The organism is Flavobacterium rhamnosi (genome assembly GCF_048286515.1).
Classification (GTDB): domain Bacteria; phylum Bacteroidota; class Bacteroidia; order Flavobacteriales; family Flavobacteriaceae; genus Flavobacterium.
Map to the genome: position 1 here is coordinate 321,901 of NZ_JBLVPS010000002.1, position 20,963 is coordinate 342,863.

Annotated in this window: 11 protein-coding genes and 1 rRNA gene; 6 read left to right on the forward strand and 6 right to left on the reverse strand. The window is 37.6% G+C overall.

From position 1 onward, the window contains the following. Positions 1-34: 34 nt before the first annotated feature. The gene (gldJ, locus tag ACNQGN_RS02845; protein WP_417986343.1) at positions 35-1,717 is read right to left on the reverse strand and encodes a gliding motility lipoprotein GldJ; all 1,683 of its coding nucleotides are present in this window, start codon (positions 1,715-1,717) and stop codon (positions 35-37) included. A 211-nt stretch (positions 1,718-1,928) separates the two neighbouring features. Between gldJ and porU the strand changes: the two genes are divergently transcribed. The 5 genes from porU (at position 1,929) to ACNQGN_RS02870 (ending at position 10,321) form a co-directional block, all read left to right on the forward strand. Then, positions 1,929-5,759, forward strand: a complete 3,831-nt coding sequence (gene porU / locus ACNQGN_RS02850) for a type IX secretion system sortase PorU (protein ID WP_417986344.1) — start codon at positions 1,929-1,931, stop codon at positions 5,757-5,759. 38 nt (positions 5,760-5,797) lie between these two features. Further along, the gene (porV, locus tag ACNQGN_RS02855; protein ID WP_417986345.1) at positions 5,798-6,967 is read left to right on the forward strand and encodes a type IX secretion system outer membrane channel protein PorV; all 1,170 of its coding nucleotides are present in this window, start codon (positions 5,798-5,800) and stop codon (positions 6,965-6,967) included. Between the two features lie 77 nt (positions 6,968-7,044). Then, entirely contained in the window at positions 7,045-7,527 is a 483-nt protein-coding gene (gene cdd / locus ACNQGN_RS02860) for a cytidine deaminase (RefSeq protein WP_417986346.1), read from the forward strand. A 147-nt stretch (positions 7,528-7,674) separates the two neighbouring features. Further along, the gene (gene pdhA, locus ACNQGN_RS02865; RefSeq protein ID WP_417986347.1) at positions 7,675-8,673 is read left to right on the forward strand and encodes a pyruvate dehydrogenase (acetyl-transferring) E1 component subunit alpha; all 999 of its coding nucleotides are present in this window, start codon (positions 7,675-7,677) and stop codon (positions 8,671-8,673) included. Positions 8,674-8,680: 7 nt separating this feature from the next. Continuing rightward, positions 8,681-10,321, forward strand: coding sequence for a pyruvate dehydrogenase complex dihydrolipoamide acetyltransferase (locus tag ACNQGN_RS02870; RefSeq protein WP_417986348.1), 1,641 nt, complete (start codon positions 8,681-8,683; stop codon positions 10,319-10,321). 65 nt (positions 10,322-10,386) lie between these two features. Here ACNQGN_RS02870 and ACNQGN_RS02875 read toward each other — a convergent pair whose 3' ends face one another. Continuing rightward, positions 10,387-11,628 (reverse strand): glycosyltransferase, encoded by a 1,242-nt coding sequence (locus tag ACNQGN_RS02875; RefSeq protein WP_417986349.1) that lies wholly within the window; start codon positions 11,626-11,628, stop codon positions 10,387-10,389. Between the two features lie 110 nt (positions 11,629-11,738). Between ACNQGN_RS02875 and ACNQGN_RS02880 the strand changes: the two genes are divergently transcribed. Beyond that, a complete protein-coding gene (locus ACNQGN_RS02880; protein WP_417986350.1) occupies positions 11,739-12,320 on the forward strand; it encodes a MiaE family protein in 582 nt (193 codons plus the stop codon). Positions 12,321-12,403: 83 nt separating this feature from the next. Here the strand turns inward: ACNQGN_RS02880 and ACNQGN_RS02885 are convergent, their stop codons facing one another. The 4 genes from ACNQGN_RS02885 to rrf form a co-directional block, all read right to left on the reverse strand. Then, a complete protein-coding gene (locus ACNQGN_RS02885) occupies positions 12,404-14,269 on the reverse strand; it encodes an OmpA family protein (protein ID WP_417986351.1) in 1,866 nt (621 codons plus the stop codon). Positions 14,270-14,287: 18 nt separating this feature from the next. Further along, positions 14,288-15,205, reverse strand: coding sequence for a PorP/SprF family type IX secretion system membrane protein (locus ACNQGN_RS02890; protein WP_417986352.1), 918 nt, complete (start codon positions 15,203-15,205; stop codon positions 14,288-14,290). A gap of 59 nt (positions 15,206-15,264) precedes the next feature. Continuing rightward, on the reverse strand, positions 15,265-20,673 hold the full coding sequence (locus tag ACNQGN_RS02895; protein WP_417986353.1) for a gliding motility-associated C-terminal domain-containing protein: 5,409 nt from the start codon (positions 20,671-20,673) through the stop codon (positions 15,265-15,267). Positions 20,674-20,886: 213 nt separating this feature from the next. Continuing rightward, positions 20,887-20,963 (reverse strand): 5S ribosomal RNA (gene rrf / locus ACNQGN_RS18920); the annotation flags it as partial.

Here is a 20,963-nt window from a genome sequence, read left to right on the forward strand (position 1 = left end):
ATCAAAGGGCTTTTATTGCTATTTTATATTATAATTAATTTCTTGCTGATTTCTTCTTATCTGCTTTTGGACCAACTCTTGACATAGCACATCTGAAGCCAATGTAATCAGTAGCCATATCTTGTGGAAAATACCTTCTTTGTGCAGGATCTAACCAATACGCTCTGTCTCTCCAGGATCCTCCTTTATAAACTCTTACTTCGTCGTTGATCAAAGTAGTTCTTTTACTTGACTTATCGTACTTTCTTACCATTTTCCCTAAACTGTCTGTAGTAACATTGTGCTTAGGTGAATTGTACATGATTTTTTCTTCTTTGTCTTTGTCACTTTCTGATTCCGATCCAAAGTTATAATATCTGGTAGATTGTTTATCACCATCTCTATAATTGATATTGTCACTTTTATCAAAATTTTGTCTCAAATAAGTCTCTTGTTCGTCAACCGGAACCTGAGCAATCTGACCCGGAAAGTTTCTGGCAACTATTTTACCATTACTCAAAGTGTCATATTTCATGTTCTCTTTTGTAACGATTTCAACTTTACCGTCTGATCCAATCTTATTTTTGGTATATAAATTCCCTCTGAAATAATTAAAATCATTCGCTTCATTATCAATAATTGGTCTGTAAACATCTTGTACCCACTCGGCTACATTTCCAGCCATATCGTATAGTCCAAAATCATTTGCCGGATATTTTTTAACTTCGTTAGTGATATCTGCACCATCATCAGACCAACCTGCTATTCCACCATAATCTCCATTTCCCTGTTTGAAATTGGCCAATTGATCTCCTTTGCTTTGTCTTTTCCCGGAACGGGTATAACTACCTGACCAAGGATACTTTTTCTGTCCTTTATAGATGTTATACTCTCTTTGACCAACATCAGCTGCAGCTGCATACTCCCATTCCGCTTCGGTAGGAAGTCTGTATTCTGGAAGTATAATTCCAGAAGAACGTTGTGCATACACATTTTTTTGTTCCGTAACCTTGCCGTCTTTTCCAGTTTTTGGTGCTTTTTTACCACCTTTTCCTCCTTTTAAAACAATTTCTTCATTACCGCCATACGTTAATGTTGGACTGTTCAAATAGGTTTCAGTACTAAAAGAACTTTCGGCTGTTACTTCTTCCGTTTTAGCATTTTTCTTAAGGTAACCATTTTTTTCTAAAAGAGCTTCATTCACACGATCCGTTCTCCATTTGCTAAACTCTACCGCCTGAATCCAATTTACCCCAACAACAGGATAATTTGCATAAGAGGGATGTCTTAAATAGTTATTGGTCATTGTTTCATTATAACCCAATCTGTTTCTCCAAACCAAAGTATCTGGTGATGCCCCTTCGTATATGTTTTTGTAAATTTCTTCCGTTGGAGGAAATACCATTTTCAAATAATCTAAATATTCTAAGTACATAAAGTTCGTAACTTCAGTTTCGTCCATATAAAAAGACTGAACATGCTGCTGCGTTGGAGTATTGTTCCAGTCATGCATAACATCATCTTCAACTTTACCCATCGTAAATGTCCCGCCTTCAACAAAAACCAAACCTGGTCCAGCTACTTGCTTTTGGCTTCCTGAAGCTTTTTTACCATCCACATTCCAGCCAGTAGCTCGTGATGCGTTTTTTGAGCTAGACTTTTTGCTGCAACTCGCTAGACCTACAATCAACATCATAGATATCATCAATCGTAAAGTCATAATTTTGTTTACTTTCATACTCTTTAATAGGTAATAATTTAAGTGCCGCAATATAATAATTAACCTTTAACCTGCAACGTCCTTTTTTAATAAATTTAATCCGCTGTATTTTATCAGAAAATATACAATACAAAACGCAAATTTATAATATTTATTATTTACTATCACACTAAATGATTTATTTTTACTCATTAATAATAATTCACTATCTATCCCTTTTAAAAAAATAATGAGAAAAATACTTCTGGTTTGTTTATCCCTGATTCCTTTTGTTTCTTTTACTCAAATTAAAGGAGATGTGTCCCTGGACTGGTTAGAAAAAAAAGAAATTTCTTTTGGTAATTACAAAATTAATGCCCCTCAATTTACCGGGAACAGCTATTTTTTTGATGTTTCAAAAAAAGCAATATTTTACACGCTAAAAATAGCAGATTCTGGTGATTTTAATGAAAATGACTTGCGAATTTTAAATGTTGTATACGAAGCAATCCTAAGTTCTCAACTTGGCGAACTGGCTTTGGAAAACATACCAAAAACTCCAAATGCGTCCCTAAAAATCAGCAACTCCAGAACTATCAGACAGGCTTTTCTTTCCCTATCACCAATTGTAAAAGGCGACTTTGGATACAAACGAATCAAATCATTCTCTTACAGCATAAAAAGCAGCACATCAAAAATGTCACAATACAGTAAGAGTGCAGCTGTAATTACTAATTCTGTCTTAGCCTCCGGGGATTGGTATCAATTCTATATTGAAAAATCAGGCGTCTATAAAATTTCCAAAAGCTTCCTGCAGCAATTAGGAATGGACTTGAGTGGTACAAATCCTAAAAAAATAAAAATTTATGGCAATGGTGGCAAAATGCTGCCCTTATCAAACAGCATTTTCTATCCTCAAGATTTAACCGAAAACCCCATTCAAATCAGCGGAGAAAGTGATGGCGTTTTTGACAATGACGATTTTATTTTATTCTATGGCGAAGGTCTTGATACCTGGAATAACGAAAGCCAAACCTTTCTTAATTTATACGACTCCAAGTCCTATTATTATGTAACGGTTCAAGGTGACGATGGAAAGAGAATTCCGGAAATGACTGAACCTACGGGGAACAGCTCGGTAACACTAAACACATTTGATGATCACCAATATCATGAATTAGACCTTGTAAACATCTCACATCTTGGACGCCAATGGTTTGGTGAAGCCTTTGATATCAATCAGGAGCAGGAATTTGAGTTTAACTTTCCTAACTACGACCCAACGACACCTATAAAACTCCTGGCAACAACAGCATCGGCCGCGTTTACCTCTACTTCCTTCAAAATAGCTGCAAATGGCCAGGAAGCAGGAACCATCTCTTTCCCCTCAATGAATCCGAATTCCGACATCGAATTCAACCTGGGTTTTTTACCCAACAACACCTCGTTCAGCAGTGCTGAAAATGTAAAAATAAAATTAACCTACAACAACAATGGCGTTCCTGGCTCTAAGGGCTATTTAGATAACATTCGGCTTATTGCCAAAAGAAAGCTTCAAGGTTACGGAAAGCAATTCCATTTTCAATATGATCTGTCAAATTCCAGTCTTGGTATTGCAAGCTACACCCTTTCAAATTCCTCAGCCATTTCACAAGTTTGGGATGTTACTGATTTGCATAATGTGACCAAAATTGAAAATTCAAATCAAAGCACTTTGACATTTAAAGCAAACCTGGGCGAACTCAGAAAATACATTGCAATTGATCCTGCTGACTATTTTACACCTTTAAAAGACAGCAAAACAAAAATTGCCAATCAAAACTTAAAAGGCACACTTTTTAAAAATGCTCAAGGTCAGTTTCAAGACATTGATTATGTAATTATAGCCCCGAGGTCCTTAACTGTACAAGCCGAAAAATTAGCTAATTTTCATCGTGCAAATTCTAATCTGAATGTAAAAGTAATTCCTCTTGAATCTATTTATCAAGAATTTTCATCGGGGAAACAGGATATCTCTGCGATACGAAATTGCGTGAAATACATCTATGAAAATGCAGCAACACCGGAGAAAAAAATAAAATACGTCAATCTTTTCGGGGATGCCTCTTATGATTTTAAAAACCGAATAGCCAACAACAGCAATATTGTCCCTATCTATCATTCCTTAAGGAGCAATACGTCCGGTGAAGCCTCCTTTGCTTCTGATGATTTTTATGGCTTAATGGATCCTAATGAAGGGAATATTATTTCTTTTTTTGGAGGAATCGACATTGCAGTGGGAAGAATGCTGGTAAATGACATCAAGCAAGCCGATGAAATGGTCCAGAAAGTTATAGAATACCACGATTTAAAATCCTATGGAAGCTGGAGAAATAATTTTGTCCTGGTTTCTGATGATTCGGATCAATCTTCAGACGCAAGTTTACAAAACAGACAAAATAATTTAGCCGATTTGATTGCTTCGGAGAAACCCTTTTTGAATGTCAATAAAATCATATTAGACTCCTACGTACAAGAAGCTTCAGCAGGAGGCTTTAGATATCCTAAGGCGAGAACAGATTTTTTTAATGCTTTCGAAAAAGGAGCTTTAGTATTTAATTATTTGGGACACGGCGGAGAAGATGGTTTGTCCAGCGAACGAATTTGGGAAAAATCAGATGGTCAAAACTTAAGCAATCAGTACAAATACCCATTATTCATAACAATCACTTGTGAGTTCTCTCGTTTTGACAATCCTTCCCGGCCAACTGCGGGTGAATACACCTATTGGAATCCAAAGGGAGGAGCTATTGCCATGATTACAACGGTGCGATCAATAGGGCAATATAGCGCCGAAAACTTTAACGACGTACTTTCTAAAAACTTATTATCCTTTGGATCCAACCAATATACCTCAATTGCGGAAGCACTGAGAATCTCCAAAAACAGCAACCCAAATTCCGCTACTAACGTCGTTTTTTATATTGGCGACCCGGCACTAATGCTGGCCATACCCAAACCAAAAATAAGTCTAACTAAAGTAAATGACGTTCTCATTTCACAACCTATCGATGATTTCAAATCATTAGCAAAAATCAAATTGACCGGAGAAATTACTGACGAAAACAACAATTTACTAACGAACTATAATGGCGAGATTTCCACCACTATTTTTGACAAGATTATTTCAAGAACCACATTCAATAACGATGGAAACAGCACACCAATAAATTTTAATGTTTTAGGCGAAACTATTTTTAGAGGCAATGCCTCGGTCACCGATGGGAAATTTGAATTCAGCTTTGTAGTTCCAAGAGATATTAGAATTCCGTTAGCCAATGGCAGAATAAGTTTTTATGCTAAAAAGAATCAGGTATTAGAAGGCGAAACGGGCTATAACACCACTATAAAAGTCGGAGGAATTAACGAAAATGCAGCTGCGGACAATATTAGTCCAAGAGTGAAGTTATATATGAATGACGAAACTTTTGTTTCGGGAGGCACAACTAATGAATCGCCTTTCCTGCTTGCTTTTCTTGAAGATGAAAATGGTATAAATACAGCCAGTGGAATTGGTCATGACATTGTTGCAATATTAGATGGCGATGTGAATAATCCTTACATTTTAAATGATTATTACCAAACAAAATTAGACGACTATACAAATGGAACGGTTCGGTTTCCGCTACGTGATTTAGCAGTAGGATTCCACACTATTACGTTTAAAGCCTGGGATGTATACAACAACCCCATACTAACCGAAATTCAGTTTGTAGTAGTTGGTGACGAAACATTAACATTAACACATGTATTAAACTACCCTAACCCATTTGTCAATTATACGGAGTTTTGGTTCACGCACAACAGACCCTATGAGCCATTAGAGGTACAGGTTCAAGTTATGACAATAACGGGAAAAGTGATTTGGACAAAAAACCAAATCATTTCAACCGAAGGGTTTTTATCAAAAGAAATCACTTGGGATGGCAAAGATGATTTCGGCAGTAAAATAGGAAAAGGTGTTTATGTTTATAAACTTACGGTAAAATCAAACTTGACAAATAAAAAAACTGAAAAGTTTGAAAAACTTGTAATACTTTAATAATATACTATATTTGTTTAATCAATATTCTTACAATAATGAAAAAAATTACATCGGTTTTTATCTGTTTATTTATTGTCTCACTTGCAACAGCGCAGGATAGAGTAATAACTACAGGAGTTCCGTTTTTATTAGTTTCGGCAGACGCGAGAGCTGCTGGTATGGCTGACATTGGTGTAGCATCTTCTACCGATGCTTTTTCGCAACAATGGAATCCGGCAAAATATGCTTTTGCAATTGACAAACAAGGTTTTTCCATTAGCTACACTCCATATCTGACTGATTTAGTAAATGACATTTCATTAGGACAACTGACCTATTATAATAAGCTTAATGAACGGAGTGCATTTGCCGGAAGTCTTAGGTATTTTGGTTTAGGCGAAATTGAATTACGCGAAACCGGTAATCCTGATGAAGTACCAAGATTAGTTTCTCCAAATGAATTTGCTCTGGACGGCTCTTATTCATTAAAATTAAGCGAAAGATTTTCTATGGCAGTTGCCGGACGCTACATTCATTCCAGTCTAAAAGTGGCAACCGACAATGGTGATGCTTCACCAGCCAGTTCCTTTGCAGTTGACATCGCGGGTTTCTATCAATCAGAAGAAATAGCGTATACCCAGTTTAACGGACGATGGAGAGCGGGATTCAATATTCAAAATCTAGGCCCGAAAATAAGCTACGATAACGATGAATTTAGCAATAATTTTCTACCAGCCAATATGAAAATAGGAACTGGATTTGATTTTATACTTGATGATTTCAGCACAGTAGCTGTAAATCTGGAATTCAATAAATTATTGGTACCAACCCCTCAAAATCCGGATTTAAATGGAGACGGAGACGTAACGGCAGAGGAAAGAGCAGAAAACAATGAAAATTACCGCTCTGTAGGATGGGCTTCAGGTGTATTTAAATCATTTGGAGATGCTCCTGATGGTTTCAGCGAAGAATTAAAAGAATTCACTTATGCACTAGGCGCTGAATACCTATACCAAGATTCATTTGCTATGCGTTTGGGATATTTTCATGAAAGCCCGGAAAAAGGAGCCAGAGAGTTTTTCTCTCTTGGAGCAGGATTTAAATACAACATTGTAAAAGTGGACGTATCCTATCTATTCTCAGCCTCAAAAGTAAAGAACCCTTTAGAGAACACGCTTCGATTTTCACTCACGTTTAATTTTGGCGACAAGTATGACGAATATTAGTTAAAATAAATTTTAATTTAACCTAAAAATCCAAATTTCATACCGTTGAAATTTGGATTTTTTTTCCTGTAAAAAGAATGAAAAAAATTACCATTACAACAGAATTCTCTGTTTTTGATTCTCTTGAAGATTTGCCAAATGACATCCTCAGCTTAATGGAGCAAGCCGTAGCTATTAGAAAGAAGGCTTATGCTCCGTACTCAAAATTTCGAGTAGGTGCCGCCATTCTGTTAGACAATGGAAAGATTGTATTGGGCTCAAACCAGGAAAATGCCGCATACCCTTCTGGTCTTTGTGCGGAACGTGTCGCTATTTTCCAAGCCGGAGCCATTTTTCCTGAAGCAAAAATCATACAAATGGCTATAACGGCAGCCTCGGATACGAACAAAACAACACTACCAATTCCTCCATGCGGTTCTTGCAGGCAATCAATAGCAGAATATGAAATAAAACAAGACACCCCTATAGAAATCTATTTTATGGGAGAAACAGGTGCAATTTATAAATCTGCATCCCTAAAAAACCTGCTCCCTTTCCTGTTTGATAAAAAGTTCTTGTAAAAAAAAGCCAAAAACTAGCTTATAAATTTTACTTCTTAGTTGGAATGTCTTATTTTTGCGATTCGCAAATTTGTGGGGAGGAAACTATTTTTGCGTTATGGTACCAATTGATAATACAATAACACTTTAGCAAAAGAATTAATTCAGATGAAAGAAGTTACAAAAGAAGTTTATTTAAAGTGGTATGAAGACATGCTCCTTTGGAGAAAGTTTGAGGACAAACTTGCAGCATTATACATACAACAAAAAGTTAGGGGATTTTTACATTTATACAATGGTCAAGAAGCCGTTCTGGCAGGTGCACTACACGCCATGGACTTGACAAAAGATAAAATGATTACAGCTTACAGAAACCACGTTCAACCAATAGGAATGGGTGTTGATCCAAGACGTGTAATGGCTGAACTTTTAGGAAAAGTTACAGGAACTTCCAAAGGAATGGGTGGTTCTATGCATATTTTCTCAAAAGAGCACCGTTTTTATGGCGGGCACGGAATTGTAGGTGGGCAAATTCCTGTTGGAGCCGGATTGGCTTTTGCAGACAAATATTTTGAAACAGGCGGAGTAACGATGACCTATTTTGGTGATGGTGCTGCTCGTCAGGGTTCTTTACATGAATCTTTCAACATGGCCATGTTATGGAAACTTCCAGTGGTTTTTATCGTTGAAAACAATGGTTATGCTATGGGAACATCAGTAGAAAGAACAGCAAATCACACTGACATTTGGAAACTAGGTTTAGGATACGAAATGCCTTGTGGACCTGTTGACGGAATGAATCCTGTAAAAGTTGCTGAAGCAATGACAGAAGCAATTGATAGAGCACGTCGTGGTGACGGACCAACTTTCCTTGAAATGAAAACCTATCGTTACAGAGGACACTCTATGTCTGATGCACAACTATACCGTTCGAAAGAAGAAGTAGAGGAGTACAGAAAAATAGATCCGATTACACAAGTTTTAGATGTAATTAAAGATCAAAAATATGCTACAGAAGAAGAGATTGAAGAAATCGATCAAAGAGTAAAAAGTTTAGTGGAAGAATGTGTGAAATTCGCTGAAGAATCTCCTTATCCTGAAATTCAACAATTATACGATGTAGTATACGCACAAGAAAACTATCCATTTTTACCTCATAAACTATAAATCAATTATGGCAACAATAATAACAATGCCTCGTTTGAGCGATACGATGACGGAAGGAACAGTAGCGACTTGGCTAAAAAAAGTAGGTGACAAAATCAGTGAAGGTGATATCCTTGCAGAAATTGAAACTGACAAAGCAACAATGGAATTTGAGTCTTTCAATGAAGGTACTCTTTTATATATAGGCATTCCGGAAGGAGAAACTGCACCAGTAGATTCTTTGTTAGCAATTATAGGAAATGAAGGCGAAGATGTTTCGGCTTTAATAGCTGGAAAAACAGCTCCTGCAGCCGAAGAAGCCAAACCGGCAACCGAAGCAACAGCAAGCACTCCAGAAGTTAAAAAAGAAGAAACAGCTGCTCCTGCAGCTACCTCTTTACCAAAAGGAGTAATTGTAGTTACTATGCCTCGTTTGAGCGACACAATGACTGAAGGTACAGTTGCTACCTGGTTGAAAAAAGTAGGCGATAAAGTTTCTGAAGGGGACATTCTTGCTGAAATCGAAACAGATAAAGCAACAATGGAATTTGAATCTTTCAACGAAGGGACTTTATTGTACATCGGAATTCAAGAAGGAAATACGGCACCTGTTGATAGTCTTTTAGCTATCATAGGACCTGAAGGAACTGATATTAGCGGTATCGCTGAAAATTATAAAACTGGAGGAGCTCCACAAGCTCCCGCTGCAATCGAAGAAGCGAAATCAGCACCAGCTGAAAAAACAGCAGAACCTTTTGTACAGGAAGCATCAACTGACGGACAACGAATTTTAGCATCTCCACTGGCAAAGAAAATTGCTAGCGATAAAGGAATTCAATTGACACAAGTATCAGGTTCAGGTGAAAACGGACGTATTGTGAAAAGCGATATTGAAAACTTTACACCGAAAGCTGCACCAGCTCCAACTGCTGCACCAGCAAAAACGGAAACTGTTGCAACAGCAAAACCATTTGTTCCGGCAGGAGAAGTTTTTACAGAAGAAATCAAGAATTCGCAAATGCGAAAAATCATTGCTAAACGATTAGCTGAATCTTTATTTACGGCTCCACATTACAACTTAGTAATTGAAGTAACAATGGATGACGCAATGAAATCAAGAGCTATTATTAACAGCGTTCCTGATACGAAAGTATCGTTTAACGATATGGTTATAAAAGCCTGCGCATTAGCTTTGAAAAAACACCCGAAAATAAATTCGCAATGGAGAGAAGATGCTATCATCATCAACCACCACGTGAATATTGGAGTTGCCGTAGCTGTTGAAGACGGACTAGTGGTTCCTGTATTGCGTTTTACCGATGCGATGAGCTTGTCTCAAATTGGAGGAAACGTAAGAGATCTTGCAGGAAGAGCTAAAAACAAAAAATTATTACCTACAGAAATGGAAGGAAGTACTTTTACTGTCTCTAATCTTGGAATGTTTGGTATCACTGAATTCAATTCTATCATCAATCAGCCTAATTCAGCTATCCTTTCAGTAGGAGCGATTGTTGAAAAACCGGTTGTGAAAAATGGTCAAATTGTGGTAGGAAATACAATGATGTTATCTTTAGCTTGCGATCACAGAACAATTGATGGCGCTACAGGAGCTCAATTTTTACAAACATTGAAACAATTTATAGAGAACCCGGTTACAATGCTGGCATAATCTATTGCTTTATATAGTATAAATCCCGTTATGGCACTTCATAACGGGATTTATTATTTAATGCATTATTTATTCTTTTCCTCAATCCAACGCGACATATATTTTGTACTTCTTAACGTATGATGTTGCAGCATGGCTCCCATAAAATTAGTCAAACGATGTTTTTGTAAATCGGATTGCAGCATTTTAACTTTTCTTGAAAAATCAGCTTCGAATAATTTTTTCAAATAACGCTGATTGATAATTTCTATTCCATTCTGCTGCGCTTTTAGCCAATTTATTTTATCTTGATATAAGCGGACTGCCGCACTGGCAAAATCACCTGCATCTTCCGCAATAAAACCATTCCAGGGTAAATCACCATGCATAGCTTCCGAACCAATAAAAGTCGTAACACTTGGTGTTCCGCACTGCATTGCTACCAACAACTTCCCTTTTATACCTGCACCAAAACGCAAAGGTGCTAAAACAACACGAGCACTTTTAACTACCTCAGAAGCTTCATCCGCACGACCCATAATCAAAAACCCTTCTTTAGACTGGTGCAATTGCAGTACTTTTTGAGAAGGATATGCACCATAAACATGCAGGCTAGCTTCCGGCAGTTGCTTTCTAATTAAAGGCCAAAGCGTTTCTTTTAAGTACTGAACAGCATTCCAATTGGGCTCATGAAGAAAATTTCCGATAAAAACAAAGTCTTTACGTTGTTCAAAAGAGGGCAATCGCTCGATTTCTGCACTGTCGATTGGTTCCAATAAAAAGGGTAAATAATGCAATAAAACAGTATCTATTTTAAAAACAGATCCCAAAAGTTCCATTTCAAACTCAGAAATCATCAGAGACAGGTCACAACGCAAGATACTGGCAATTTCACGCTTTGCCACCTCTTCAACAAATAAATCGGCTGTATTAAACCTGCGCTTCTCCCTGAATGCTTTCTGACGTGCCAGGCGCAAACAATGCAAGTCCTCCGTATCTAATATTCGCAATGCATCCGCACAATTTTCAGCAACACGCCAACCAAATTGCTCTTCCATCATAAAGCGATCAAACAAAACAACAGTTGGATCCAGTTCTTTTATAAAAATATCAAAACTGGAATTATTTAGCGCAATTGATTTTTTGTCGACTCCGAATTCCCGTAAATCAACCATGAAATCACTGTCCTGAGCAGGACTTGCAAAGGTAATATCAAAACCTTGCTCTTTGAAGAGCGAGATTAACTGCATCATCCTTCCTCCTGCTGCTGATGAATTAGGCTCAGGCCAAACAAAACCAATAATTAAAAGCTTCTGAACTTGATTCATCTTATATAAATTTCAGTTGCAAAATAATGCTATTTTGACGGTAATCGCATCATTTCAACAGAAAATAGATCAGAAAACACTAATTTTGCAGCATAACAAACTTTACTACCATGCTAGGATTAAAATTAGCCACAGACCCACGTTGGGTAAATATAGTCGAATCGAATATAGAAGAAATTTTGACGGACCATGCCTGGTGTGAACAAAAGGCAGCATCAAATGCAATAAGTTTAGTTACGTATAACTCAGAACTAGAAGACCTCGTAACCGAAATGCTGATTATAGCAAAAGAAGAATTAGATCATTTGCAATTGGTTCATAATTTAATAAAAAGCAAAGGCCTGACATTAGGCAGAGAAAGAAAGGACCATTACGTAAATGAACTTTTTAAATTCATGAAAAAAGACGGTAGCCGAAAAGATGCACTTTGTGATCGATTATTATTTTCAGCTATGATTGAAGCCAGAAGTTGTGAGCGATTTAAAGTTCTATCAGAAAATATAAAAGATATAGAACTCGCTACTTTCTATAGAGATCTTATGATTTCCGAAGCAGGACATTATACTACTTTCTTGGGTTTCGCCCGAAAGTACGCCGACAATATAGATGTAGATAAGCGTTGGCAGGAATGGATTGAATTTGAAACTTCCATTATCACTAAGTATGGTAAACAAGAAACCATTCACGGTTAACATACTAAAATCGCGCTAAAAAAGATAAAAAAAACAGGATACATAACCGCATCCTGTTTTTTGTTATTTACAATCTAAGGCAATTATTTGACAATAATAAACTCAGATCGTCTGTTTAAGGCATGCTCGTCATCCGTACACTTATCTTGACAGTCCACTTTAAATTCTGATTCCCCAAAACCTTTTCCTGTTATATTATCTGCATTAATTCCTTTTGAAACTATATATGCTACAGTAGCATTTGCTCTTCTCTCCGAAAGATCCATGTTAAATTCATCTGTTCCTCTGGAATCAGTATGCGACTTAACATATATCCTCAATTTATCATTTTGAGACATTACATAAGCCAATTTATCAAGTTCTGCTGCTCCTTTCTTAGTTATATTGCTTTTGTTGTATTCGAAATAAATAGGCTTCAAAACAATCTCTGTTTCGGTAACAACCAATTCAATTGGATCTATAGTAGCATCAATGGTAATTTTCCCTTCTTCAATTTTAGCAACAGGGAATGATTTCGAAACATAACCATCTTTAAAGACCTCTATAGTATATGGCGTGTGACATTCCACTGTATAGAGCACTTCTCCATTGTCATTAGACATTTGAGTATCTATAGCAGTATTCGTTGCATCCAAAATAACAACTTTAGAATTAGCCAGTAGCTTACCCGTTTTTGCATTTTTTACGACACTAAGAATTTGTCCTTTACACACAGGACTAGAACTATAAATATGGTCAACTCCGCTGCGATTACTGGATAAATAGCCAATGTTTTTATCTTTATTAAATGTAAAGGCAAAATCATCTTTCTCCGTATTTACAGGTTTCCCGATATTATAGGGCTCCTCATCTTTATTTAAATCAACAGAAAAAACGTCCAAACTTCCAAAACCTGTTAAGCCATTAGAAGAAAAATATAAAATAGAATCCTCCGTCACAAAAGGAAAATTCTCATCACCAGCGGTATTAATTTTATCTCCTAAATTTTCTGGAGCTCCAAATGTCCCGTCACTGTTTACATTTACTTTCCAAATATCAGTTCCTCCTACAGAGCCTGGCATATCAGACGCAAAATAAAGCACTTTCCCATCATTATCTATAGATGGATTACCCATAGAATAGCTTTTACTGTTGAAAGGCAGTGGAGTACTAGGACCCCATTTTCCATTTTCTTTAACAGATTTGTAAAGACTCACCTGACCAAACTTCAGTTTATGCGTTTTGTCTTTCACAAATAATTTATCTTTGAAACTTTCACTTGAAAAATAAACAACACTGCCGTCTTTGGTCATTGTAACCGGACCTTCATGAAACCTGCTATTTAATTCGGTTACAGGAACTGGCTCTGAATAGTTTCCACCACCACTATAAGTAGCTTGATAAATATCTAGAAAAGGCTCATTATTCCAACCGTATGTTTTATTGCTTTCATTTCTTGCACTCGCAAAATAAAGTACATCCCCATACAAAACAGCACCAAAGTCTGATCTTTCTGAATTAACGGAGATTTTATCAACAACAAAAAGCTTTTCTCTTTTCAATAACTTAGAAAGATAATCTGGATTTTTATTAAATTGCTTAGCTCTCTGATCGTCCGGCACTAAAGCTGCAAATGTTTTCATTTGTGCATCGGCTTCAGTGTATTTGCCATTAGATTTTAACATTTGGGCATATCTGTAATACGTTTCCGGATCTTGCTTGGTTTGTACCGCTTTGGCATACCATTTTTCGGCCTCTATGGTACTGTGCATGTAATAATAACTATCACCAAGTTGCTTACTTACATAAGCATCCGAATTTCCTTTTTCAACTAATGACAGATATTCTTTAGCGGCTTCGACATAATCGTAGCTTTCAAACAATTTATCTGCATTCTTAGTATCTTTATTTTGTGCAGAAAGTGAAATACCAACCAGCACAAAAAACAATAATAGAGTATTTTTTTTCATTAACTATTAAATTTAATATTAGAAAAATCTTGGAGAACGTGAAACTTTTTTCGACTCAAATAAATCATATAAAATGATGAATTCATGAGAGGAGGGTGACGTTATTTTCAGATCAGAAATTATATGATCGTAAGCATAGCCAATGCGCAATTCAGGCGTAATCGCAAAATTCACCATTGCTCCAAAACTGTCTTCCAATCGATAAGTGGCTCCTAATTCGAATTTTTCCTGATATAAAAAATTAGCTGAAACATCTACGGAAGGCGAAACATTAAATGCAGATTTCAACATAAAGGACGGTTTGAATTTTAATTCATAGTTAATATCAAATACATATCCGGCAGTTAAAAAATAGTGGGACACATCAGACCCATATTCTCTTCCATTATAATCCAAATGGGCTGATTTTATCATGTTGGGAACTGAAAAAGAAACGTAATATTTATCAGTGTAATAAAACACCCCCGTTCCTAAATTCAAAGAAGTATCATTAATGTCGGTCCCAAAAACACCTTCTGAAGGATCTGGCAAACTCGATTGAATATCCCTTAGTCCAACTTTGTGAAAAGACGCTCCTGCTTTCAAACCAAATGCCAGTCTTTGTGTGTCTCCTAATTTCAATGTATAAGAGAAATCTCCAAATACATTTTGTTCCGTAACCGGACCAATTTTATCCGAGATTAATGACAATCCGATACCTACATTCTTTCCCACCGGAGTATGTCCGGAAAAAGAAAGAGAGGTTGGAGCATCTTCAATATTTACCCACTGCTTTCTAAATAAAAGACCAAAAGAAATACTTTCCTTGGATCCCGCATAGGCTGGATTTATAACATTCATATTATACATGTATTGTGTATAATGAGGATCTTGTTGCGCCTTCACATCTATATAGGCAATAAGAACTAAAAGAGAAGTCAAAAATATTTTATTCATATCTATTTGTTTTATTATTCTGCAGGCCTATCGAAGGCCTGCATAAATACATTAATCTATTATTTTTCTCTGATTAGATAGATCCAACCTGTTTTTGTTTGTCCATTATTGAATTCTATAACATAATAATAGGTTGCGCTCGGAAGTTCATCTCCTTTATTTGATTGGCCATTCCATTGATCTGTATAATTGGATTGATTATAGACTTTAATACCATATCTATTAAATATCTCCAGGTTTTTAACATCCATTAATCTTAAATCAAAAGTGTCATTTGATCCGTTTCCGTCTGGTGAAATCCCTTTTTGTATATCACAATAAATGGATTCAACAGTCGAAGTAGCCGTTGTTGCGCAACCCGTACTTGCAGAAGTCACAGTTAGCGTATATGCTACAGGAAATACTACCTGCGCACCCGGAGTTGACGCTATCACATCGGTTACATTTAGAATATTTGAATTTGTTCCCACAGGATTTCCATCTTTATCTTCCCATTGATACGATACATTGTTTGGGTCGTAAGATCCTGACAGTGGATTTGCAGTTAAAGTATACACTTTATTGCTACAATCCCCAATGGTTTCAAATTGAATTGTTGGAGGAACTGGATTAATTGTTCTGGCAGCTCCGCTAATCTCACATGCTGTATTATTTTTAAAACGTACAATTACGGTATAGTTACCTGATGGCAAAGTAAAAATCGGACTATCCTGAAATCCATTCCCAACACTATACTCAACACCAGACTGAGATGCAATTGTTATTTCTCCAGTTGTATTAGCACAAGTAGGCTGCCTAGTAACTATTGCCGTCGGTATTGCCGGAGTCGCTGTTATTGTCAATATTACTCTAGTCCTAGAAACACTTAAACAGCTTCCGATTGATGATTCAGCATAATAAGTAGCTGTTCCCACACCAACTTGAGTAGGATTAGCCACTACAGCTCCTGCCACTAAATCTGTATACCAAGTTATTGTATTACCAAGTGCTGTTGCGGTTATAGTTTGACTAGCTATTCCGTTTGAACAAACAGTCTGGTCAGTTGCTACTGGATTTGGCACCACTCCAACAATTGTTAAAGTAACAGAAGTACGTGTAAGACTCGGACAAATTCCGTTTGATGACTCAGCATAATAAGTGATTGTACCAACTCCAACTTGTGTTGGATTAGTCACTATGCTACCTCCAACTGCCGCTGTATACCATGTTACAGAATCACCTGTTGCCGTCGCTGTTAATGTTTGTGTCAACGTTCCATCAGTACATTCTGTTTGATCTCCACCACTTACAGGAACGACTGGTCTTGGATTTAAAGTCAAAGTAACTGCCACACGCGATGTGCTTACACAAGACGTTGTGCTTACCGCTTCAGCATAATAAGTAATAGTTCCTACTAAACCTAAAGAAGGATCCGGTACTATAGTTCCTCCAGTCGGTGCATCATACCAAACTACTGATTCGCCTGGCTGAACTGTTGCAGTGGCTGTCAGTGGTTGGATCGGCGATGCAGCACATACCGTTTGATCTCCTCCGCTTAAAGGAACAAGTGGTCTTGGATTAATAGTTAAGGTTACCGCAGTACGGGAGTCACTTACACATAGCGTTGCATTTTTCACCGATTCCGCATAATACGTAATGCTTCCTAATGCACTTAATGAAGGGTCTGCCACGACGTTTCCTCCGGTTAATGCATCATACCATACTACTGACTCTCCTGATTCAGCTGTAGCTGTAGCAGTCAATGTCTGAATTGGCGACGCAGCACATACCGTTTGATTCCCTCCGCTTATTGCAGCGATTGGTTTTGGATTTAAAGTTAAAGTAACTGCCACACGTGATGTGCTTACACAAGACGTTGCGCTTACCGCTTCAGCATAATAAGTAATCGTTCCCAATGCACCTAAAGAAGGATCCGGCACCACATTTCCTCCGGTTGCTGCATCATACCAAACTACTGATTCGCCTGGCTGAACTGTAGCAGTGGCTGTCAATGGCGTGATTGGCGATGAAGCACATACCGTTTGATCTCCTCCGCTTAAAGGAACAAGTGGTTTTGGATTAATCGTTAAGGTTACCGCAGTACGGGAGTTGCTGACACATGGTGTTGCATTTTTTACCGATTCTGCATAATAGGTAATGCTTCCTAATGCACTTAATGAAGGGTCTGCCACTACATTTCCACCGGTTAATGCATCATACCATACTACTGACTCTCCTGATTCAGCTGTAGCTGTAGCAGTTAACGTCTGAATTGGTGACGCCGCACATACCGTTTGATTCCCTCCGCTTATTGCAGCGATTGGTTTTGGATTTAAAGTTAAAGTAACTGCCACACGCGATGTGCTTACACATGACGTTGTGCTTACAGCTTCAGCATAATAAGTAATCGTTCCCAATGCACCTAAAGAAGGATCCGGCACCACATTTCCTCCGGTTGCTGCATCATACCAAACTACTGATTCGCCTGGCTGAACTGTAGCAGTGGCTGTCAATGGCGTGATTGGCGATGAAGCACATACCGTTTGATCTCCTCCGCTTAAAGGAACAAGTGGTTTTGGATTAATAGTTAAGGTTACCGCAGTACGGGAGTTGCTGACACATGGTGTTGCATTTTTTACCGATTCTGCATAATACGTAATGCTTCCTAATGCACTTAATGAAGGGTCTGCCACGACGTTTCCACCGGTTAATGCATCATACCATACTACTGACTCTCCTGATTCAGCTGTAGCTGTAGCAGTTAATGTCTGAATTGGTGACGCCGCACATACCGTTTGATTCCCTCCGCTTATTGCAGCGATTGGTTTTGGATTTAAAGTTAAAGTAACTGCCACACGTGATGTGCTTGCACAAGACGTTAAGCTATTTACCGCTTCGGCATAATAAGTAATCGTTCCTAATGTACCTAAAGAAGGATCCGGCACCACATTTCCTCCGGTTGCTGCATCATACCAAACTACTGATTCGCCTGGCTGAACTGTAGCAGTGGCTGTCAATGGCGTGATTGGCGATGCAGCACATACCGTTTGATCTCCTCCGCTTAAAGGAACAAGTGGTTTTGGATTAATAGTTAAGGTGACCGCAGTACGGGAGTTGCTGACACATGGTGTTGCATTTTTTACCGATTCTGCATAATAGGTAATGCTTCCTAATGCACTTAATGAAGGGTCTGCCACTACATTTCCACCGGTTAATGCATCATACCATACTACTGACTCTCCTGATTCAGCTGTAGCTGTAGCAGTCAAAGTCTGAATTGGTGAAGCAGCACATACTGTTTGATTCCCTCCGCTTATGGGAGCGATTGGTTTTGGATTTAAAGTTAAAGCAACTGCCACACGTGATGTGCTTACACAAGACGTTGTGCTATTTACCGCTTCGGCATAATAAGTAATCGTTCCCAATGCACCTAAAGAAGGATCTGGCACCACATTTCCTCCGGTTGCTGCATCATACCAAACTACTGATTCGCCTGGCTGAACTGTAGCAGTGGCTGTCAATGGCGTGATTGGCGATGCAGCACATACCGTTTGATCTCCTCCGCTTAACGGAACAAGTGGTTTTGGATTAATAGTTAAGGTTACCGCAGTACGGGAGTTGCTGACACATGGTGTCGCATTTTTTACCGATTCTGCATAATACGTAATGCTTCCTACCGCACTTAATGAGGGGTCTGCCACTACATTTCCACCGGTTAATGCATCATACCAAACTACTGACTCTCCCGATGCAGCTGTAGCTGTAGCAGTCAAAGTCTGAATTGGAGAAGCAGCACATACCGTTTGACTCGTTCCTGTTGGAGTTAGTGGAGCCACATGAAATTCTACTGTTATATCTGCAGCTGAACTAGGACATATTCCATTTGAAATAGTCCACGTAAAAACATATATACCTTCTACATTTACTGTAGCTGTAGATGTCCCGCTATTTACAGCACTGAAATTTACTAAACCCGGACCTGATTTTAATGACCAGACACCAGAACCCACAATAGGAGTGTTACCTCCAAGTGAAGTACTTGTTAATGTACAATTCAATTGATTTGAACCTACGGTTGCAGCTGTTGGCTTTTCATCTAAATTAACTAAAATACTATCTTCTTTGTAACAAGGGATTAAAGCATCCGCTGAGACAACAACTGGATTTGGGTCTTTTATGTTAAAATCAATTGGACCGATCCCGTAGTCTAGCGAACTAGTTAACTCTGGGCTTAAAAAGGAATTTGTAACATTATAATTAAGTTCACTATCATCTTGCATCGTGAAAGCAAAAAACTTAATATCTCCAATGGCATAGCCTATCAATGATTTCAATACTTCAACTTCAAAACCAAGATTATAATCTGCAATTCCTGAATTACCAGTATTAACCCCCATCACAGAAGAAGGGAATCCCGTTATCGCATTCCCTATCCTAACCTTCGTAGAAGTACCCGTTTTTAATTCGATAATATCCGCAAAATAATTTGTTCCACCGTCATCCGTCGAAATTGCAAGACAATAATCTGCCTGAAAATAAGAATCAAAAGTGCTAGGGTTATTATTAAAATAATTAAATCCCTTTACAGATGGAATAACATTTGCTTCATCTCCATAATTTGCCAAATTAAAACCTCCAGGCTTTGTATCCAGAAACAACAGCATGCTTCTATTATTATCTAATTTTCCTGGGATACCAAAAACTATCTTATCTTCTGTAGGACTAATTTTTATAGCATTAATATAGCCGGTTGATGCATTTGACGATAATGCAGCTGAAAGCATATTATCTTCCATCGCACCTTTTCCCCAAGCAGCTTCACTCATCGCTCCGTCCAAAGTAACGGCATAACGTGTTCTAACACTGACTACTTGACCTTTCTTTAATGCAGTTGTTGAGAAATCCCGATCTGGTGACATAGCCTGAACTACCGTTCCGTCAATTGAAAATTCAAATAAATCAGCACCACCGTTCGCAGTAAACACAAGCGGAACACCTTCACATATTATTTGATCTGTAGGTGAAACCGTCAAATTAACCGCCGGTGGAGCAGAATAAACTGATGCAACTACAGGTACCCTAACACTAAAATCAGCTCCGGCATGGGTGCGAACATAAAAGGTTGTAGTTTGACTTATACTAGGACTATATATAGATCCTGTATGTAAAATTGTCGTCGAAGTCTGGCTCGCAAACCATTCGATAACATCTCCACTACCTCCGGAGGCAGCCATAAATACTCTTACAGTCAAATCACTCTCCTCTTTACACGCGCTTCCCGCAGTAGTCAACGGTGACGGTATAATAGCTGTAGATTTTGCAGTTTTAGAAGTTCTATTAGATTTTTTAATAGTATCGGTTAAAATAACCGTTAAGGGCAACTGCAAATTTATTTTAGAATTATTTAAAGTTTGTTCGAAATTTTTGGCATTAATTTTATTTGCTAAAAACGAAAAAAACAATAAAAATAAAAGTAATTTATTTTTCATAGAATAAATTTTGTTGTTAATACAAGGGACGATATATATTTAATTAAATAAAAGTATTGTTTTATTTTGGTAAAGCAAATAAAATTTTAATATATAATTAACAATATTATAAACAAATTAACAAACAAGCAGTTTACGGATTATTTTCTAATTCAGTACATATTAGCGCATACAAAAAAATCCTCATCAAATGAATGATGAGGATTCTTTAAAGAAAGGCGACGACATACTCTCCCACATAACTGCAGTACCATCTGCGCAGGCGGGCTTAACTACTCTGTTCGGGATGG

Bases quoted from the DNA above. Each gene is read 5' to 3' on its own strand.
- porU (WP_417986344.1), top strand. From the start codon at position 1,929: ATGAGAAAAATACTTCTGGTTTGTTTATCCCTGATTCCTTTTGTTTCT.
- gldJ (WP_417986343.1), bottom strand. From the start codon at position 1,717: ATGAAAGTAAACAAAATTATGACTTTACGATTGATGATATCTATGATG.
- ACNQGN_RS02880 (WP_417986350.1), top strand. From the start codon at position 11,739: ATGCTAGGATTAAAATTAGCCACAGACCCACGTTGGGTAAATATAGTC.
- ACNQGN_RS02895 (WP_417986353.1), bottom strand. From the start codon at position 20,673: ATGAAAAATAAATTACTTTTATTTTTATTGTTTTTTTCGTTTTTAGCA.
- ACNQGN_RS02870 (WP_417986348.1), top strand. From the start codon at position 8,681: ATGGCAACAATAATAACAATGCCTCGTTTGAGCGATACGATGACGGAA.
- ACNQGN_RS02885 (WP_417986351.1), bottom strand. From the start codon at position 14,269: ATGAAAAAAAATACTCTATTATTGTTTTTTGTGCTGGTTGGTATTTCA.
- ACNQGN_RS02875 (WP_417986349.1), bottom strand. From the start codon at position 11,628: ATGAATCAAGTTCAGAAGCTTTTAATTATTGGTTTTGTTTGGCCTGAG.
- cdd (WP_417986346.1), top strand. From the start codon at position 7,045: ATGAAAAAAATTACCATTACAACAGAATTCTCTGTTTTTGATTCTCTT.
- porV (WP_417986345.1), top strand. From the start codon at position 5,798: ATGAAAAAAATTACATCGGTTTTTATCTGTTTATTTATTGTCTCACTT.
- pdhA (WP_417986347.1), top strand. From the start codon at position 7,675: ATGAAAGAAGTTACAAAAGAAGTTTATTTAAAGTGGTATGAAGACATG.
- ACNQGN_RS02890 (WP_417986352.1), bottom strand. From the start codon at position 15,205: ATGAATAAAATATTTTTGACTTCTCTTTTAGTTCTTATTGCCTATATA.